We start from the raw sequence: 15,054 nt of genomic DNA, 5'->3' as shown, positions 1-15,054 counted from the left end.
AACTCACCGCATAAACTACCGCTTATTTACTGGAGGAAGAACAATGCAACCGGATATCAACGATGAAATTGATATTATGGGAATATTATTGGATAGAGTTGATTATTATAAGGCAAGCCAGCGGATTATGGAATTTTTGGAGTCTCCGGGCGCCAAAATTGTGGTAACACCCAATGCAGAAATCATTATGGCCGCCCAGAAAAACAAAAAATTGAAGGATGCTGTAAACAGCGCCGACCTTTCCTTACCCGACGGCATAGGTGTTGTTCTGGCATCCAGGTTACTGGGCCGCCCTCTTGAACAGAGAACCACTGGTTTTGACCTCATGATGGAACTTCTGAAGATGGCGGCAGACAGAAAACTTTCAATCTTCTTATTGGGAGGAAAACCGGGGGTGGCGGAGGACGCCGCAAAAAACATAAAGAAGAAATTTCCGGGCATTAGGGTCGCAGGAACTCACCACGGCTATTTTGACGAGTCGGGCGAGGAAAAGGTCGTGGGCATAATAAATGAGGCTTCTCCGGATATATTGTTTGTGGCTATGGGAGCCCCTAAGCAGGAAATATTCATGGCGAAAAACCGGGATAAACTCCGGTGCAGGGTAGCCATGGGGGTCGGGGGGAGCCTCGACGTGCTATCGGGGAAGGTCCGCCGGGCTCCGGTATTCATGCAAAGGGCGGGGCTCGAGTGGTTATACAGGCTCATAACCCAGCCCTCAAGGTTTCGCAGGATGAGCGTTCTTCCCTTGTTTCTTTTTAATGTAATTTTTAGAAGAGGGAAGTGAGCATAATGAGGCTGAAAGCCCAGGTTTACGATTATCTTTTAATTGCGCTGGGTACTTTTATAGGCTCCCTTGGCCTTACCATGTTCCTGATACCTAATAAGGTGGCCGCAGGAGGAGTTAGCGGTTTAGCCACGGTGCTCCACTATCTCTTCGGCCTGCCGGTGGGCTGGACAATGCTCGCCTTCAACATACCCCTTTTTATAGCCGGAGTAGTTTTTCTCGGCTCCGGTTTTGGCGCAAAAACTGTTCTGGGCACCGTGCTGCTTTCGGTTTTCACCGAACTCACGAAGAATTTCCCGGTGCTGACGAGAGATCTGTTGCTTTCCAGCGTTTACGGCGGAATAGTCCTGGGCCTGGGACTCGGGCTCGTATTCAGGACCAGGGCGTCCACCGGCGGTTCCGATATAGCTGCCATGCTGATGCACCATTTTTTACCTTCGGTCAGCATAGGTCAGGGTATACTCATTATTGACTTTTTTGTCATCGCCCTGAACGGGGTTTCCTTCAACTGGGAGCTTGCGATGTACTCCTGGATAGCCCTTTACGTCAGCAGCAAGGTCATAGATATAGTCCAGGAAGGTATAAATTACGCAAAAGCCGTATACATAATATCCGACAGGAATGATGAGATCCAGAAGAGGATACTGGAAGACCTGGGCAGGGGCATCACCCTTTTCGAAGCAAAGGGAGGTTACACTGGAGAAAACAGGGATGTGCTAATGTGCGCCGTGACCCGCCTGGAGCTTCCAAAGCTGAAGAAGATAATATGGGATATAGACCCCAGAGCGTTTATAATAGTCCACGACGTTCACGAAGTGCTGGGGGAAGGATTTACGCTGATTGATAATAATAAATAGATGATAATAAAAAAAAATTACCGAGGTGATTAGGAAATGGCAATAACCCGAGAAAAAGTAGAAGAACTAACAGCAATAGCCCGCAGGGTGAGAAGGCATATCATAGATATGACTTCAGAAGCCGGTTCGGGCCATCCCGGCGGGTCACTATCCTGCGGCGACATCCTCGTTGCCCTTTATTTCCATGTGATGAAAGTAGACCCCCAAAATCCCGACTGGCCCGAAAGGGATAGGCTGGTGCTCTCAAAAGGCCACGCGGCCCCTGCGCTTTACGCGGTTCTGGCCGAAAAAGGCTATTTCCCGGTAGAAGAACTGCTTACCTTGAGAAAAATAAATTCCAGGCTGCAGGGACATCCTGACATGAAAAAGACGCCGGGGGTCGACATGACCACCGGTTCTCTGGGACAGGGGCTTTCTGCAGCAAACGGAATGGCCATCGCAGCAAAACTTGACGGAAAGGACTACAGGGTGTACGCCGTCCTCGGAGACGGGGAGCTCCAAGAGGGCCAGGTATGGGAGGCGGCAATGGCTGCATCCCATTACAAATTGGACAACCTTACGGCATTCGTCGACCACAACGGCTTGCAGATAGACGGCCCCATAGCGGAAGTAATGTCGCCGGAAATAATCCAGGATAAGTTCCGAGCCTTCGGCTGGAACGTCGTAGACGTGGACGGCCACGATTTCGAAGACATAATAAGGGGTATTGAAGAAGCCGTGAACACAAAAGGCAGGCCCACGGTGATAGTCGCAAAGACGGTAAAGGGTAAGGGAGTGCCGTTTATGGAAAACCAGGTTGACTGGCACGGGAAAGCCCCGTCCCGCCAGCAGGCGGAAGAGGCCCTGAAGGCTCTTGAGCAGTAACCGAAGCTTATCATCATTAAAATGGAATGGAGGTTTAAAAATGCCCAAAATAGCCACGCGTGAAGCTTACGGTGAAGCCCTCGCCGAACTTGGCGAAGAAATAAAGGACATAGTGGTTCTGGATGCGGACCTTTCCAAATCCACCAAGACCAGCGTATTTGCAAAAAAATTCCCCGAGCGCTTCTTTAACATGGGGATAGCCGAACAAAACCTCATGGGTACGGCGGCGGGATTGGCCACCTGCGGCAAGATCCCCTTTGCCAGCACCTTTGCCGTATTTGCCACCGGCAGAGCCTTTGAACAGATAAGAAACTCTATATGCTACCCCAACCTTAACGTAAAGATCGCAGCGTCCCATGCTGGTATTACCGTCGGCGAAGACGGAGCCACCCACCAATCCGTGGAAGACATTGCCATTATGAGGTCTTTGCCCAACATGACGATCATCGCCCCGGCCGATGCCGTTGAGACAAAGCAGGCGGTAAGAGCGGCTGCTATGCTAAAGGGCCCCGTATACCTGAGACTGGGCCGCCACCCGGTGGAGCCCATCTTCGATGAAAATTACAAGTTTGAACCGGGCAAAGGCGTCATCCTCAAAAACGGTAAAGACGTTGCCCTGATCGCAACCGGTACAATGGTGGCCGAAGCGCTGAAGGCAGCCGAGATGCTGGCAAAAGACGGTATAGACGCTATGGTCATCAACATTCACACGATAAAGCCGATTGATAAAGAGGTAATTATGCAGGCAGCCGAATGCGGAGCAATAGTCACCGCCGAAGAACATTCAATAGTCGGCGGTTTAGGGAGCGCCGTGGCCGAAGTACTCGCGGAGGAAAAGCCAACTCCGATGAAGAGGATAGGCCTTCGCGACGTATTCGGACAGTCCGGAAGGCCCGAAGAACTAATGAAAGTCTACGGCCTGACGGCGGAGGATATTGCCAAGGCTGCAAGATCTTTGAGACGGTAATGACTTAAGTTGGCCGCTGTTATTTCCGTCAATTCGGAAATAACAGCGGCTGTATATTTTCGTCGGAAATGAATAACCTTTTAATCAAGGAAGGAGGTAAAAAATTGAAGATCGGAATAATCGGAGGTAGCGGAGTATACACTCCCATCCTGGTCAATGAGATCACCATGTTAAATGATTACCTGAATCTAGACTTGATCGTTCTTAACGGCCGGTCTGTTGAGAAATTAAACGCTGTTAAAACCGTTTGTGAATACATAGTAAAAAAGAGCGGCCAGGATATAAAGATACACACAACTGACAACCGGATTGAAGCAATATCCGGTATGGATGTGATTATTTGCCAAATAAGAGTTGGAGGCCTGGAAGCCAGAGCTTTTGACGAAGAATTCCCTCGTAAGTTCGGCATAGTGGGGGAAGAAACCGTCGGCCCCGGTGGCCTTTCTAACGCCATGAGGACGATTCCCGTAATGCTCCAAATAACCGCAGAAGTTGAACAATACAATAAAAAGGCAAATCTAATAGTGCTTACTAATCCGTGTGGAATGGTATTGAGGGCAATAAATTATCGTCATAAAGTAAATGCCACAGGCCTGTGTGACATGCCGCAAAATTTGATTAACAGCATTGCTTCCTTTCTGCATACTAAGCCTGAAAAAATATTCGCCGAATATTACGGCCTGAACCATTTCGGATGGATAAACAAAGTGTACCATAAAGGCGTAGATGTGACGCGCACCGTAATTGATAATTTTGAGAATATAGACGTTAATATAGATAAGGAAATAGTGAGAATTCACGGGGCGGTTCCTATTTCCTACCTGAAGTACTATTTTCATCCCGAAAGATTTTTAGAAGGATCGAAGCCGGTGAAGGCTAGAGAACTTATATCGCTGGAGGGAGAGATTCTTAGAAATATACAATCCGGCGACATCGAGGAAGTTTTGAACTTATTGAACAGGCGTTCCGTAAAATGGTACAGGTATATTGTCGAATATATAAAGGCTTTGAATGATGACAACTGGAGCTACCACATCCTCAATGTAAGGAACGGTTCTACCCTGGATTTCTTGCCAGAAAACTCCGTTATCGAAGTGGGCTGCCTGGTGAAGAGGGGTGTTGCAAAGCCCCTTCCGGTGAGGGATATACCTCAATCCGTGAAAGCTATGATATTCCAGATGGATACATATGAAGACCTAGCGGTCAAGGGGATATTGAACAATGATTACGACACTTTAATGGAAGCTTTGATGATTCATCCGCATATACGATCCTACGATAAAGCAAAGTTGGTCTTAGAAAGCATTCTAGAAGGAAATAGGAAAATGGGCTTTTAAGTGAGTGGAATGGGTATCCACTTTTTTTTTACATCCGATGCATTGTTTTCAAATTTGATGTTGACTCTTACGTTACGTAATACTTTATAATGAACGCTGAAGGGAGGCCACAACGATGGCAATGAGAGTGAAAGAAGTTGCGGATTTAGTTGGAATTAGTGTGCGCACGCTGCATTATTATGATGAAATCGGGCTATTAACTCCAGAGGAGACTACTGAATCCGGGTATCGCCTTTACACCGATGATGACCTTGAGAAATTACAACAGATCCTATTTTTCAAAGAGCTTGGCTTCCCTTTAAAGAAAATCAAAGAAATGATCAATAGTCCTTCATTTGATCGATACAAGGCGCTGGTACTGCAACGAAAAATGTTGCTTGAAAAACGCAGGCGGCTCGATAAAATGATTGCTACCATTGACAAAACGATTAAGCATATGAAAGGAGAAATTCAAATGACGAACAAAGAAAAATTTGAAGGTTTCGATTTTAGCCGTAATCCATACGAACAGGAAGCCCGCGAACTTTGGGGAGATGAAGCTGTCGATAAAGCAAACGCCAAAATAGGGAGTAAGTCTCAAGATGAGCAAGAAGCTATGGCGAAAGCGATGGATTCGATCTTTAAAAAACTTGCAGCCCTTCGTCATGGTTCGCCTGAATCAGAAGAGGCACAAGCGGCAATTAAAGAATGGTATGACTTTTTGAACAAAAACTTTGGTTGTTACTCTCCTGAGGCATTCAAAGGATTAGGTCAAATGTACGTGGATGATGACCGCTTCACTAAAAACATAGATCGATTTGGGGAAGGTTTAGCGAAATTTATGCGCGATGCCATGGCAATCTTCGCGGATAGCAAAAAATAAGATAAGACACTTGACAAAATATTAAAATTGTATATTTTTAATTATTAGAAATGGATAACGCCGAATAAAAACTCTGATGCACCATCAGAGTTTTAATTTTCTTAGGTTACTACTTGATAAAAACAGAACACACTCCAATTTATGGCAATTGATGCTATAACGCCTTGAGTTGGATAATATAGCCTGTTTAAATGTATAATAAAAATGACCCGGTTACCTGCGAAAGTAATGTCCTCTCATTATACAATAAAAAGCGAGGGATGTTTATGAATTTAGCTATATTATCCACCTATCCGCCTCGGGAGTGCGGTATAGCATCATTTGCAAAGGATCTCAGGGACAATCTTACCATGTGGGGGCAAGACGTAAAAATACTGGCCATTACCGACAATGAAACGCCGTATTCATATCCACAGGAAGTAGCCTTCGAACTCCATGAGGAGAAGAAGGACGATTTTATCTCAGCGGCCGAATTTATCAATGCGGCTTTCATGGACGCAGTGCTTCTTGAGCACGAATACGGAATATTTGGCGGCTGTGACGGCAGCTATGTCCTTGATTTTGTGGCACACCTGAAAAAGCCCTTTATACTGAATACCCATACAGTGCTGTCCCAGCCAACGGTAAGCCAAAAGAGCATATTGATGAAGCTGGGACGCAAGGCCGCGGCCGTAATATGTATGACCCGGCGCTCGGCCGAACTTCTCTACGAAGTTTACAGAATACCGCTGAACAAAATATACGTAGTACCCCACGGCGTACCGGTATTCCGTAAAAAGCCCCGGGAGAGGTTGAAGGAGGCCTACGGAGTAGCCGGTCGACCTGTGATTACGACCTTCGGGTTTATAGGGCCGGGTAAAGGCATAGAACTGGGTATAAGGGCTGTTGCTATTTTAAAGGAAAAGTACCCGAATATTGTTTACTGGGTGGTTGGCGAGACCCATCCCAAGCTTAAAATGCGAGAAGGAGAAGTGTATCGGGAGTCATTGGAAGAACTAGTAGATTCGCTCAAATTGCATGACAACGTGCGCTTTGCAAACAAATTTTTAAGTTTTGAAGAACTAGGAGACTTTCTCTACATGACCGACGTTTATCTGACGCCCTACCCGGGCAGGCACCAGGCGGTAAGCGGTACACTTTCCTACGCCATTGGATGCGGCAGGGCTATAGTTTCGACACCTTACGACTACTCGCTGGAGATGCTGGCTAATGGCAGGGGACTTGTAGCGTCCGATGCTGATTCCGGTGAACTGGCCCGTCTAATAGATATGGTGCTGGGCGACCCTCTTTTGAAAAGTCAGCTGGAGAAGAAGGCTGCAAACCTAGGGAAGAGCATGACATGGCCTCAGGTTGCCAAAAGCTACGTGGAAATCATAGAGGAAATCCTGCAGCCCAATTACAGGAGGAGTGCGGTAAAAGATGTATAAGCACTTGCTTCGAATGACCGACTCCACGGGCATAATCCAGTTCTCGGATAAGTCGCGGCCTTTAAAAAGCAGTGGATATACCGTCGACGATAATGCCAGGGCTTTATTAGTAGCCATCAACATGAAGGATAAGGAGAGGGAAAAGCTATCCCGGATATACGCCAGCTTCCTGGAACAGGCTCAGGAGGAAAGCGGCATCTGGAACAACTTGAAGTTGGAGGACCGGTTCGTGCCTGTACTTAATTCTGAAGACTGCATAGGCCGCGCCTTCATGGCGGCTAGTTTCGCTGCGAACAGCGACCTGGAGGATATAAAGCTGGCCAGTCAAAAAATGATATTAAAAAGTATGAAAAAGGCGTTGAATGTTCAATCTCCCAGGGCTGTGGCCTACGTGCTGCTGGGGCTGGTTTACCTAATAAACAATTTTAATTTTTACTCGGCACTGTATCCTGCTGCCAAAGATATGGCTAACAGACTTGTTAAATTATACGAAGAATGCCATACGAATAGCTGGCAGTGGTTTGAAGAAAAACTAACGTACTGTAATGCCCTCCTCCCCCATTCCCTTTTTGCCTTTTATGCTATAAGTAACGATAAGAAGGTACTGGAAGTGGCCAGAAATACCCTGAGATTTCTGACCGATGCCCTCTTCAAAAGAGGCTATCTCAATATAGTCGGCAACAGGGGATGGTGGCAGAAGGAGAGCGAAATGCCGTTATACGACCAGCAGCCGGTAGACGCAGCTTCCGTAATACTGGCCTGCCTGCAAGCGTTCCTGTCGACCGGGGAAAAAGAATACGTTCTCAAGGCGAAGGTAGCCTACGATTGGTACTGGGGCAAAAATATAAACGAAATACCCCTCATCAACCGGGAGACTCAGGGCTGTCACGATGCTTTAACTCCCCATGGTGTTAACCAGAACCAGGGAGCTGAAGCGCTCATTTCCTTTTTGCTGGCCCATCAGATTCTCAAAGGTATAGAGAACAGGGAAGAGATGGTGTCTATTCCGGCGGTATAGGAGGAGGAATCGTGGAATCAAGACTTTTCTACGATACCCTGGAAAGCATAAAACAGCTTATCGAAGGTAAAAACAAGGTGGATGTCGTAATAGGCATCCCGTTTTATAACGAAAAGGAAACCCTGAAGGAAGTTGTTCGGATAGCAAAAGAAAGTTTGAATTTCGGTGGAGTTTCCAAACTGATAGTGTGTGCCGGGGACCCTGCGGGCAGAGAAACTCTGGAGTTTATGGAGGGTTTTAAAGAAGATGATCTCATCGTCTTTTTGATGCCCGAAGGGGTCAACGGTAGGGGATTCAGCATAAGGGCCATTTTCGAAGTGGCCCGTTTTTTAGAATCGGATGTACTCCTCCTGGAGGCTGATTTGAAAAAAGAGGAGGATCGTGGACTTAGACCTGCCTCTATAGACAGGCTATACAAACCGGTGAGGGAAGAGTACGACCTTGTTATTGCAAATTTCAGGCGTCATCCCTTTGAAAATACCACCGGCGGCCTGTTGGTATCGCCATTGCTTACAGCTTTGTACGGTGTTCGTATATCAGACCCCTTGAGCGGCATCTTTGCCATTTCCCACGACCTAGTGGAGGATTACTGCTCGGAGTTCGACCAGTGCCAGGAACACGTTGGAGGGTACGGTATAAACCCCTGGCTCATAACAACGGCTCTTCGCTGGGGAAAAAGAATATGCGAGGTAAATCTGGGAGTGAAGCTTTCGCAGCAGGATTTCGAGAAGAGAACCATAGTGTTCAAGGCAATGGCCAGAGCTCTTCTCGAGTGCATAATTAGAGATGAGGATATATGGCTAAAAGACAGGGATCTGGTAAAAAAGCTCGATGTACTTGGACTGGAAGAAAAACAAGTCCCTCTTACGGTGGCCTGCAATTATGATAGTTTCGTCGCATCTTTCAAGGAGAGCTTCGAACACTATAAAGGTCTCTTCAGGGGAATACTTGCCGGTGAATTGTACGGTGCCCTGGAGAAACTCGCCTCCATGGAAAATGATGTTTTCGAATTTCCGCCGGAATTATGGGCTAAAGTCATCTACGAGTTCCTGCTGGCGTACTCCTTCCGGGACGACGTGTCCCGGGAGGATGTCCTGGATGCGCTGTCAGGGGTGTACGACGGCAGGGTTGCAGGATACATCAAAGAGATACAAACCCTGGAAGCGGCCTTAAAGATTACCGGCATTGATTTGAGGGATGTTGTTTATTCCAAAGTCCAAAGTCTTTACGAAGAACAGGAACGGGCTTTTATAGAAAACGGTAGCGACTTCAGAGCCAGATGGAAAAACCGGGCCGTTAGGACGAGGTCGAAGATTACCCCGCTGGACTACCTGGAGTTCATTCCGGGGGTCCCCATCGTCCTCCCGAAAAAGCTGAGGGGCTACCGGGGCAGAGAAGTTTACCCGAACGAGATCTTTAAAAGGCTTCAAAGAAAATACAAAGCGGCCTTTGAAAATTATATCGCGAAAATCCTGAACAAAAAGGAAGAGGATCCGAAGAAGATCATCAGCGGTTTTGAAAGTTTCATGGCTGAACTTGAAAAAACCATAGACAGCCTTTTTCCCGGGGACCTTTCCACCGAAGAGGGCACGCTGAAAATGTGTGAAAACCTCTTCAAAATATTCCCCCATAGGAAAGTGCTGTGCGTGAAATGGGAGATCCTTCGCAGGCTGCTCTACGAATTTCCCCCCAGAAATCTGCTGGTTAAATTGAATTTTCGCAGCATGAGGGAACTCCTGGACAACATGGATGTCAGGGATATCCTGACCCTCGCCCGGTTTACCGAGAAAGCTGAGTACTTTGACCGCCTTTACGAATGGTTGCAGGATAACCTGCGCCCCGATAGTTTTGAAGAAGTGGAGCTTCTGCCCTTGATTTTAAGCAGGAACAGATTCCCAGGGTTGAACGAAGTAAGGGATATTTCCGATTATAACCGGCTGACTGCGCGGATAGCGGTAGTGAACCTCGGTAGGGGAATGGGGGGTAAATACCCAAAACTGCGCTATTTTACCAGGATAGCCAAGAGCATTATCGAAGCCGAGCATTTTTCCCGCATCTGGGAAAATTATGCCAGGGAGCCCAGAGAAGTCGGGCGGAAATTCGTAAACTCCATAACCCGGCATTACAGCAAGGAAGTGTTTTCAGCCCATCAGATATTCGAAAACTGGCATCAGCGGGAATTCGTGGCGAGGCTCAGGAAGTTTGCCAAAAATATCGCCGAAGAGGGCAAGGAAGAAGAGGCACACAAGCTCATGGCTATGGCTGAGGGCTACGGACTCAGCCTTACCCTGCACGACGGCACCTTTTTACCGTGTTCTGCATGGACCTGGGCCAGTTTCAGTTTCAAAGGCGGCGAAGGAGTCCCCACCCCGCTCTCGCTGTACGTTGAAAGGGACTGGTTTAACCATGACCTTTTGGAAGAGATTTATAGAGAAATGGGATACGACCCCGGGGAAATAATGCAACAGGTCTTTCAGCTAATCGCCCTCGGAAGGGAAAGCCAGGACCTGAAGGACGTGCTTCTGGGCGTAAAGCCCCCTAAGGAAGAAGTAGTAATCCAGGACCTGGAGGACTGGCCGCCTGCCGGGATGCTGACACGGTACGAAAGAAACCCGATTTTGAATCCCATCAAGGAGCACTGGTGGGAGAGCAGGTACGTGCTGAACGCCGCCTCTCTCAGGATTAAGGATAGGGTCTACCTGCTGTACAGAGCTTTCGGGCAGGATGAGGTCTCCAGGATAGGCCTGGCCGTTACCGACGGCTACAACGTGATAGAAAGGCTAGATAAGCCCATATTTGTCCCCGAGACCAACGAAGAAATAAAGGGCTGCGAAGACCCCAGAGTAGTGATAATAGACGACGAGATTATAATGTTTTACACCGCTTACGATGGGATCGTGGCACAGATAGCCGCCGCGTCAATTTCCGTGGAGGACTTTCTTAACCGCAACTTTGACAGGTGGAAGCGAAGGGGGCTTGCCTTCCCGGGACTCTGGGATAAGGACGCTATTTTGTTCCCGGAAAAGATAGGGGGAAATTACGTCATATACCACCGGATCGAACCCAGTATATGGGTCGCCTATTCCGATGAGCTGGTCTTCCCGTGGCCGCATGAAGGCCATAAGATAATAATCGGGCCCCGTTCCGGGATGATGTGGGATTCCCTGAAAATAGGAGCGGGAGCCCAGCCCATAAAGACCAAGTACGGCTGGCTCCTGATATACCATGGGGTCGACTATCAGATGGTGTACAGGTTGGGGGTTATCCTGGTCGACCTGAAGGACCCGGGCCGCGTGCTCTATCGTTCGCCCAATCCGATTCTTTCTCCGGAGACCGAGTGCGAACTCGGCAGGGAGGGTGAATGCTGGGTTCCCAACGTGGTGTTTACATGCGGAGCGGTACCAGCTGAAGATAAGGAGATTTTGGATGAAAACGACGAGATCCTGGTGTATTACGGTGCGGCGGATACGAGCATCTGCGTTGCTACCGGTAAAGTAGGCGATCTGATACCGGAAGAAGTAAGGCGCCGGCTGAAAAGGATAGCCGATGTCAGGGTGTAATGTTAAAAGCCGTGAGCTGTCGCCGATCCGGCCGGTTGGCGATAGCCCGGCTTTATTTTTATTGTCACCCAGGTTATCGTTATTAACTTTCAGAGTATTGAAATTCTCAAATTTTTATGTTATCATTAAGTTAATTAAATATGAAATTCATTCCGAAAGTCTTCGGGGCAAGGTGAGAAGGCGTTTAGCCTTCAATTCCTGACCGGCGGTGATAGGCGAAAGCCTTAAGCCCGCGAGCCGCAAGGCAGATCCGGTGAAATTCCGGAGCCGACAGTAAAGTCTGGATGGGAGAAGACTGGTTTAATTATTTTTTAGCCAAAATACCCTGAGGACATCAGGGTATTTTTTTTATAAATTGCGGAGGTGTTTATGGAACGAGACGTTTTCTTCATGAGGCGAGCGTTGGATCTGGCGAAGAAAGGCAGGGGCACTACCAGTCCGAACCCCATGGTAGGCGCCGTAGTGGTAAAGGACGGTGAGATAGTCGGCGAAGGCTACCACAGAAAGGCCGGAGAGCCCCATGCCGAGGTAGAAGCTTTAGCCCAGGCGGCTGAAAGGGCTAGGGGGGCGGAGCTTTACGTAAACCTTGAGCCCTGCTGCCATTACGGCAGAACACCTCCCTGCGCTGATACGATAATAAGGGCTGGTGTAAAAAGGGTTGTGGCTGCTATGGCCGATCCTAACCCTTTGGTTGCCGGTAAGGGCATAAAGCGCTTGAAAGAAGCCGGTATCGAGGTGGTAGTCGGGGTGCTCGAAGAAGAGGCCAAAAAATTGAACGAGGTGTTCATAAAATACATCATCACCGGCAAACCCTTCGTTGTGGCAAAAATAGCCCAGTCCTTTGACGGCAAGATCGCCATGGCTTCGGGCGAATCCAGGTGGATTACCGGGGAACCCGCCAGGGTAAAAGCCCACGAGTTAAGGAGCTGGTACGACGCAATAATGGTGGGCGTTGGCACGGTGATGGCCGATGATCCCCTCCTCACCTGCCGGCTGCCGGAAAAAAGGAAAAATCCGGTCAGGATAGTTGTGGATTCCGGAGCCCGGATGCCCCCCGACGCGCGGATGCTGAGATGCGAGGGCGGTCGGGTAATACTCGCCACCACGGAGAGGGCTGACAGCGAAAGGGTGAGTGCTCTGAAGGAGAGGGGTGTGGAAGTGATAAAAGTGCCCCCGGCCGAAGGCAGGGTGGACCTGTCCCGGCTGATGGAGATCCTCGGCGGTATGGGGATAACCAGTGTACTCGTGGAAGGAGGGTCTACCCTTACCTCATCTCTAATAAAAGGGAATCTGGTGGATAAGCTGCTGGTCTTCGTCGCCCCTGTAGTAATAGGCGGGGAGGGGATTGATTCTGTCGGCAAACTTCATGTTGACCGGCTCAGCCAGGCACCCCGGTTTAAATTTCATTCGATAGATGCGATAGGCGGCGATCTTTTGCTGGAAGCATATCCGGACCTGAAAAGGGAGGAAGACTCATGTTTACCGGGATAATCGAAGAGGTAGGAGTTGTTACAAAGCTTGTAGGGTCTTCTTCGGGAGCCATGATCACCGTATCGTGCAAAAAAGTTCTGGAAGACCTCAGGGTCGGCGACAGTGTTGCGGTCAACGGGGTATGTCTGACCGCCAGGGATGTCGGGAATGATTTTTTTGTGGCCGACGTAATGCCGGAAACCTTCAGAAGCACAGCCTTGAGCGAACTTTCGGCGGGCAAACGCGTAAACCTCGAGAGGGCGTTGAAAGCAGGAGGCCGGTTCGGTGGACACATTGTCCTCGGTCATGTGGACGGGGTCGGCAAGATCCTGAAATCCCACCCGGAAGGAAATGCGGTAGTGATCGAGATAGGTGCGCCGCTGGAGCTTATGGAATATGTGGTCCCTAAGGGTTCCGTAGCCGTAGACGGCATCAGCCTGACCGTCCAGGGGGTGAAAAAACATGGTTTTATGATTTCAATTATACCCCATACCCTCAGAGCTACAGCCCTCCAGTATAAAAAACCGGGAGATAAGGTAAACCTCGAAACCGATATTATAGGGAAGTACGTGAGGGAGTTCCTGTTGACCATGCGGGAGAGCGATTCGGGGAAAGGCCTCACCGCTGAAATGCTCAAGTTTTACGGCTTTTAGCCGGTGCCGGACTTTTTGGTTGAAAGGAAGGAGAAAACCGATGGCGCGAGAATTTGAATTTAATACCGTTGAGGAAGCGATTGAGGACATTAAACAGGGCAGGATGGTAATCGTCGTCGACGACGAGGACCGAGAAAACGAAGGAGACCTGGTTATGGCTGCGGAAAAGGTAACGCCGGAAGCCATAAGCTTTATGGCAATTTACGGCCGCGGCCTGATATGCGTCCCGATAACGGAAAAAAGGGCGAAAGAACTGGACCTTCCCCTGATGGTGAGCAGCAACACCGACAATATGTGCACCGCATTCACGGTTTCTGTGGATTACGTGGGAAATTCCACGGGCATATCGGCTTACGACAGGGCCGATACGGTAAAGGCGTTGATCGACCCATCCACAAAGCCCCAGGACCTGCGCCGGCCGGGCCATATATTCCCCCTGATAGCCAGGGACGGCGGAGTGCTGCGCAGGGCTGGTCACACCGAAGCAGCCGTCGATCTTGCCCGGCTGGCCGGGCTTTATCCGGCGGGGGTTATCTGCGAAATAATGAAGGACGACGGCACAATGGCAAGGCTCCCCGACCTTATGAGGTTTGCAAAAGAAAGGGGGTTGAAAATAATTACGATAGAAGACCTCATCAGGTACCGAAAATCGAGAGAAAAGCTGGTGCGGCAGGTGGCCCGGACGGTGCTGCCCACCGATTACGGCGATTTTAAGCTGATATGCTATGAAGACATAGTAACTGCCGAGACCCACCTGGCACTCATGAAGGGGGAGATAAAGAAGGGCGATGTACCCCTGGTGCGCGTGCACTCGGAATGCCTGACCGGGGATGTTTTTTCTTCCCGGCGCTGTGACTGCGGCCCGCAGCTGAGGGCAGCAATGAGGTTGATCCAGGAGGAGGGGAAAGGCCTGATACTCTACATGCGCCAGGAAGGCAGGGGTATAGGGCTTGCCAACAAAATCAGAGCATATGAATTGCAGGATGCGGGATTCGACACGGTGGAGGCAAACATACAGCTGGGGTTTCCTCCCGACCTTCGTGATTACGGCATAGGTGCACAGATACTCAGGGACCTTGGGGTTGAGAAGATGCGCCTTCTTACCAATAATCCCAAAAAAGTGGTGGGCCTTTCGGGTTACGGCCTAGAGATAGTGGAGCGAGTGCCGCTAAAAATCCCGGCTAACGAGAGCAATGCCAAGTACCTGGAAACCAAAAAAGAAAAAATGGGTCACTGGCTATAGTTAAAAGGAGGA

The 15,054-nt window shown here is 49.1% G+C and carries 12 protein-coding genes and 1 riboswitch; all 12 genes read left to right on the top strand.

Features of this window, described 5'->3' with window-relative positions; all coding sequences use genetic code 11:
• Window positions 1–43 precede the first annotated feature (43 nt).
• The 12 genes from TOCE_RS08545 (at window position 44) to TOCE_RS08490 (ending at window position 15,042) form a co-directional block, all read left to right on the top strand.
• Window positions 44–784, top strand: a complete 741-nt coding sequence (locus TOCE_RS08545; RefSeq protein ID WP_013276462.1) for a WecB/TagA/CpsF family glycosyltransferase — start codon at window positions 44–46, stop codon at window positions 782–784.
• Between the two features lie 5 nt (window positions 785–789).
• Window positions 790–1,641, top strand: a complete 852-nt coding sequence (locus TOCE_RS08540; RefSeq protein ID WP_013276461.1) for a YitT family protein — start codon at window positions 790–792, stop codon at window positions 1,639–1,641.
• Window positions 1,642–1,677: 36 nt separating this feature from the next.
• Window positions 1,678–2,505 (top strand): transketolase, encoded by an 828-nt coding sequence (locus TOCE_RS08535; RefSeq protein WP_013276460.1) that lies wholly within the window; start codon window positions 1,678–1,680, stop codon window positions 2,503–2,505.
• A gap of 40 nt (window positions 2,506–2,545) precedes the next feature.
• Window positions 2,546–3,472 carry a transketolase family protein gene (locus tag TOCE_RS08530; protein ID WP_013276459.1) on the top strand — a complete coding sequence of 309 codons (927 nt, stop codon included), beginning with the start codon at window positions 2,546–2,548 and terminating at the stop codon, window positions 3,470–3,472.
• Window positions 3,473–3,576: 104 nt separating this feature from the next.
• Window positions 3,577–4,809 carry a family 4 glycosyl hydrolase gene (locus TOCE_RS08525; RefSeq protein ID WP_013276458.1) on the top strand — a complete coding sequence of 411 codons (1,233 nt, stop codon included), beginning with the start codon at window positions 3,577–3,579 and terminating at the stop codon, window positions 4,807–4,809.
• Between the two features lie 115 nt (window positions 4,810–4,924).
• Window positions 4,925–5,671: a MerR family transcriptional regulator gene (locus TOCE_RS08520; RefSeq protein WP_013276457.1), complete on the top strand. Its 747-nt coding sequence runs from the start codon at window positions 4,925–4,927 to the stop codon at window positions 5,669–5,671.
• Between the two features lie 266 nt (window positions 5,672–5,937).
• Window positions 5,938–7,098, top strand: a complete 1,161-nt coding sequence (locus tag TOCE_RS08515) for a glycosyltransferase family 4 protein (RefSeq protein WP_013276456.1) — start codon at window positions 5,938–5,940, stop codon at window positions 7,096–7,098.
• Window positions 7,091–8,116: a hypothetical protein gene (locus tag TOCE_RS08510; protein ID WP_013276455.1), complete on the top strand. Its 1,026-nt coding sequence runs from the start codon at window positions 7,091–7,093 to the stop codon at window positions 8,114–8,116. Before TOCE_RS08515 ends, TOCE_RS08510 begins: the two co-directional genes overlap by 8 nt.
• An 11-nt stretch (window positions 8,117–8,127) precedes the next feature.
• On the top strand, window positions 8,128–11,676 hold the full coding sequence (locus tag TOCE_RS11720) for a glycoside hydrolase family 130 protein (protein WP_013276454.1): 3,549 nt from the start codon (window positions 8,128–8,130) through the stop codon (window positions 11,674–11,676).
• 154 nt (window positions 11,677–11,830) lie between these two features.
• Window positions 11,831–11,976: riboswitch (FMN riboswitch) on the top strand.
• A 69-nt stretch (window positions 11,977–12,045) separates the two neighbouring features.
• Entirely contained in the window at window positions 12,046–13,167 is a 1,122-nt protein-coding gene (gene ribD, locus TOCE_RS08500; protein WP_013276453.1) for a bifunctional diaminohydroxyphosphoribosylaminopyrimidine deaminase/5-amino-6-(5-phosphoribosylamino)uracil reductase RibD, read from the top strand.
• Entirely contained in the window at window positions 13,152–13,799 is a 648-nt protein-coding gene (locus TOCE_RS08495) for a riboflavin synthase (RefSeq protein ID WP_013276452.1), read from the top strand. The genes ribD and TOCE_RS08495 overlap by 16 nt, the downstream gene beginning before the upstream one ends.
• 40 nt (window positions 13,800–13,839) lie before the next feature.
• On the top strand, window positions 13,840–15,042 hold the full coding sequence (locus tag TOCE_RS08490; RefSeq protein WP_013276451.1) for a bifunctional 3,4-dihydroxy-2-butanone-4-phosphate synthase/GTP cyclohydrolase II: 1,203 nt from the start codon (window positions 13,840–13,842) through the stop codon (window positions 15,040–15,042).
• Window positions 15,043–15,054 lie beyond the last annotated feature (12 nt).

The sequence above is a fragment of the Thermosediminibacter oceani DSM 16646 genome (assembly GCF_000144645.1).
Classification (GTDB): Bacteria; Bacillota; Thermosediminibacteria; order Thermosediminibacterales; family Thermosediminibacteraceae; genus Thermosediminibacter; species Thermosediminibacter oceani.
The sequence above is the reverse complement of the archived record's forward strand: the minus strand, read 5'-3'. Positions and strand labels throughout refer to the sequence as shown.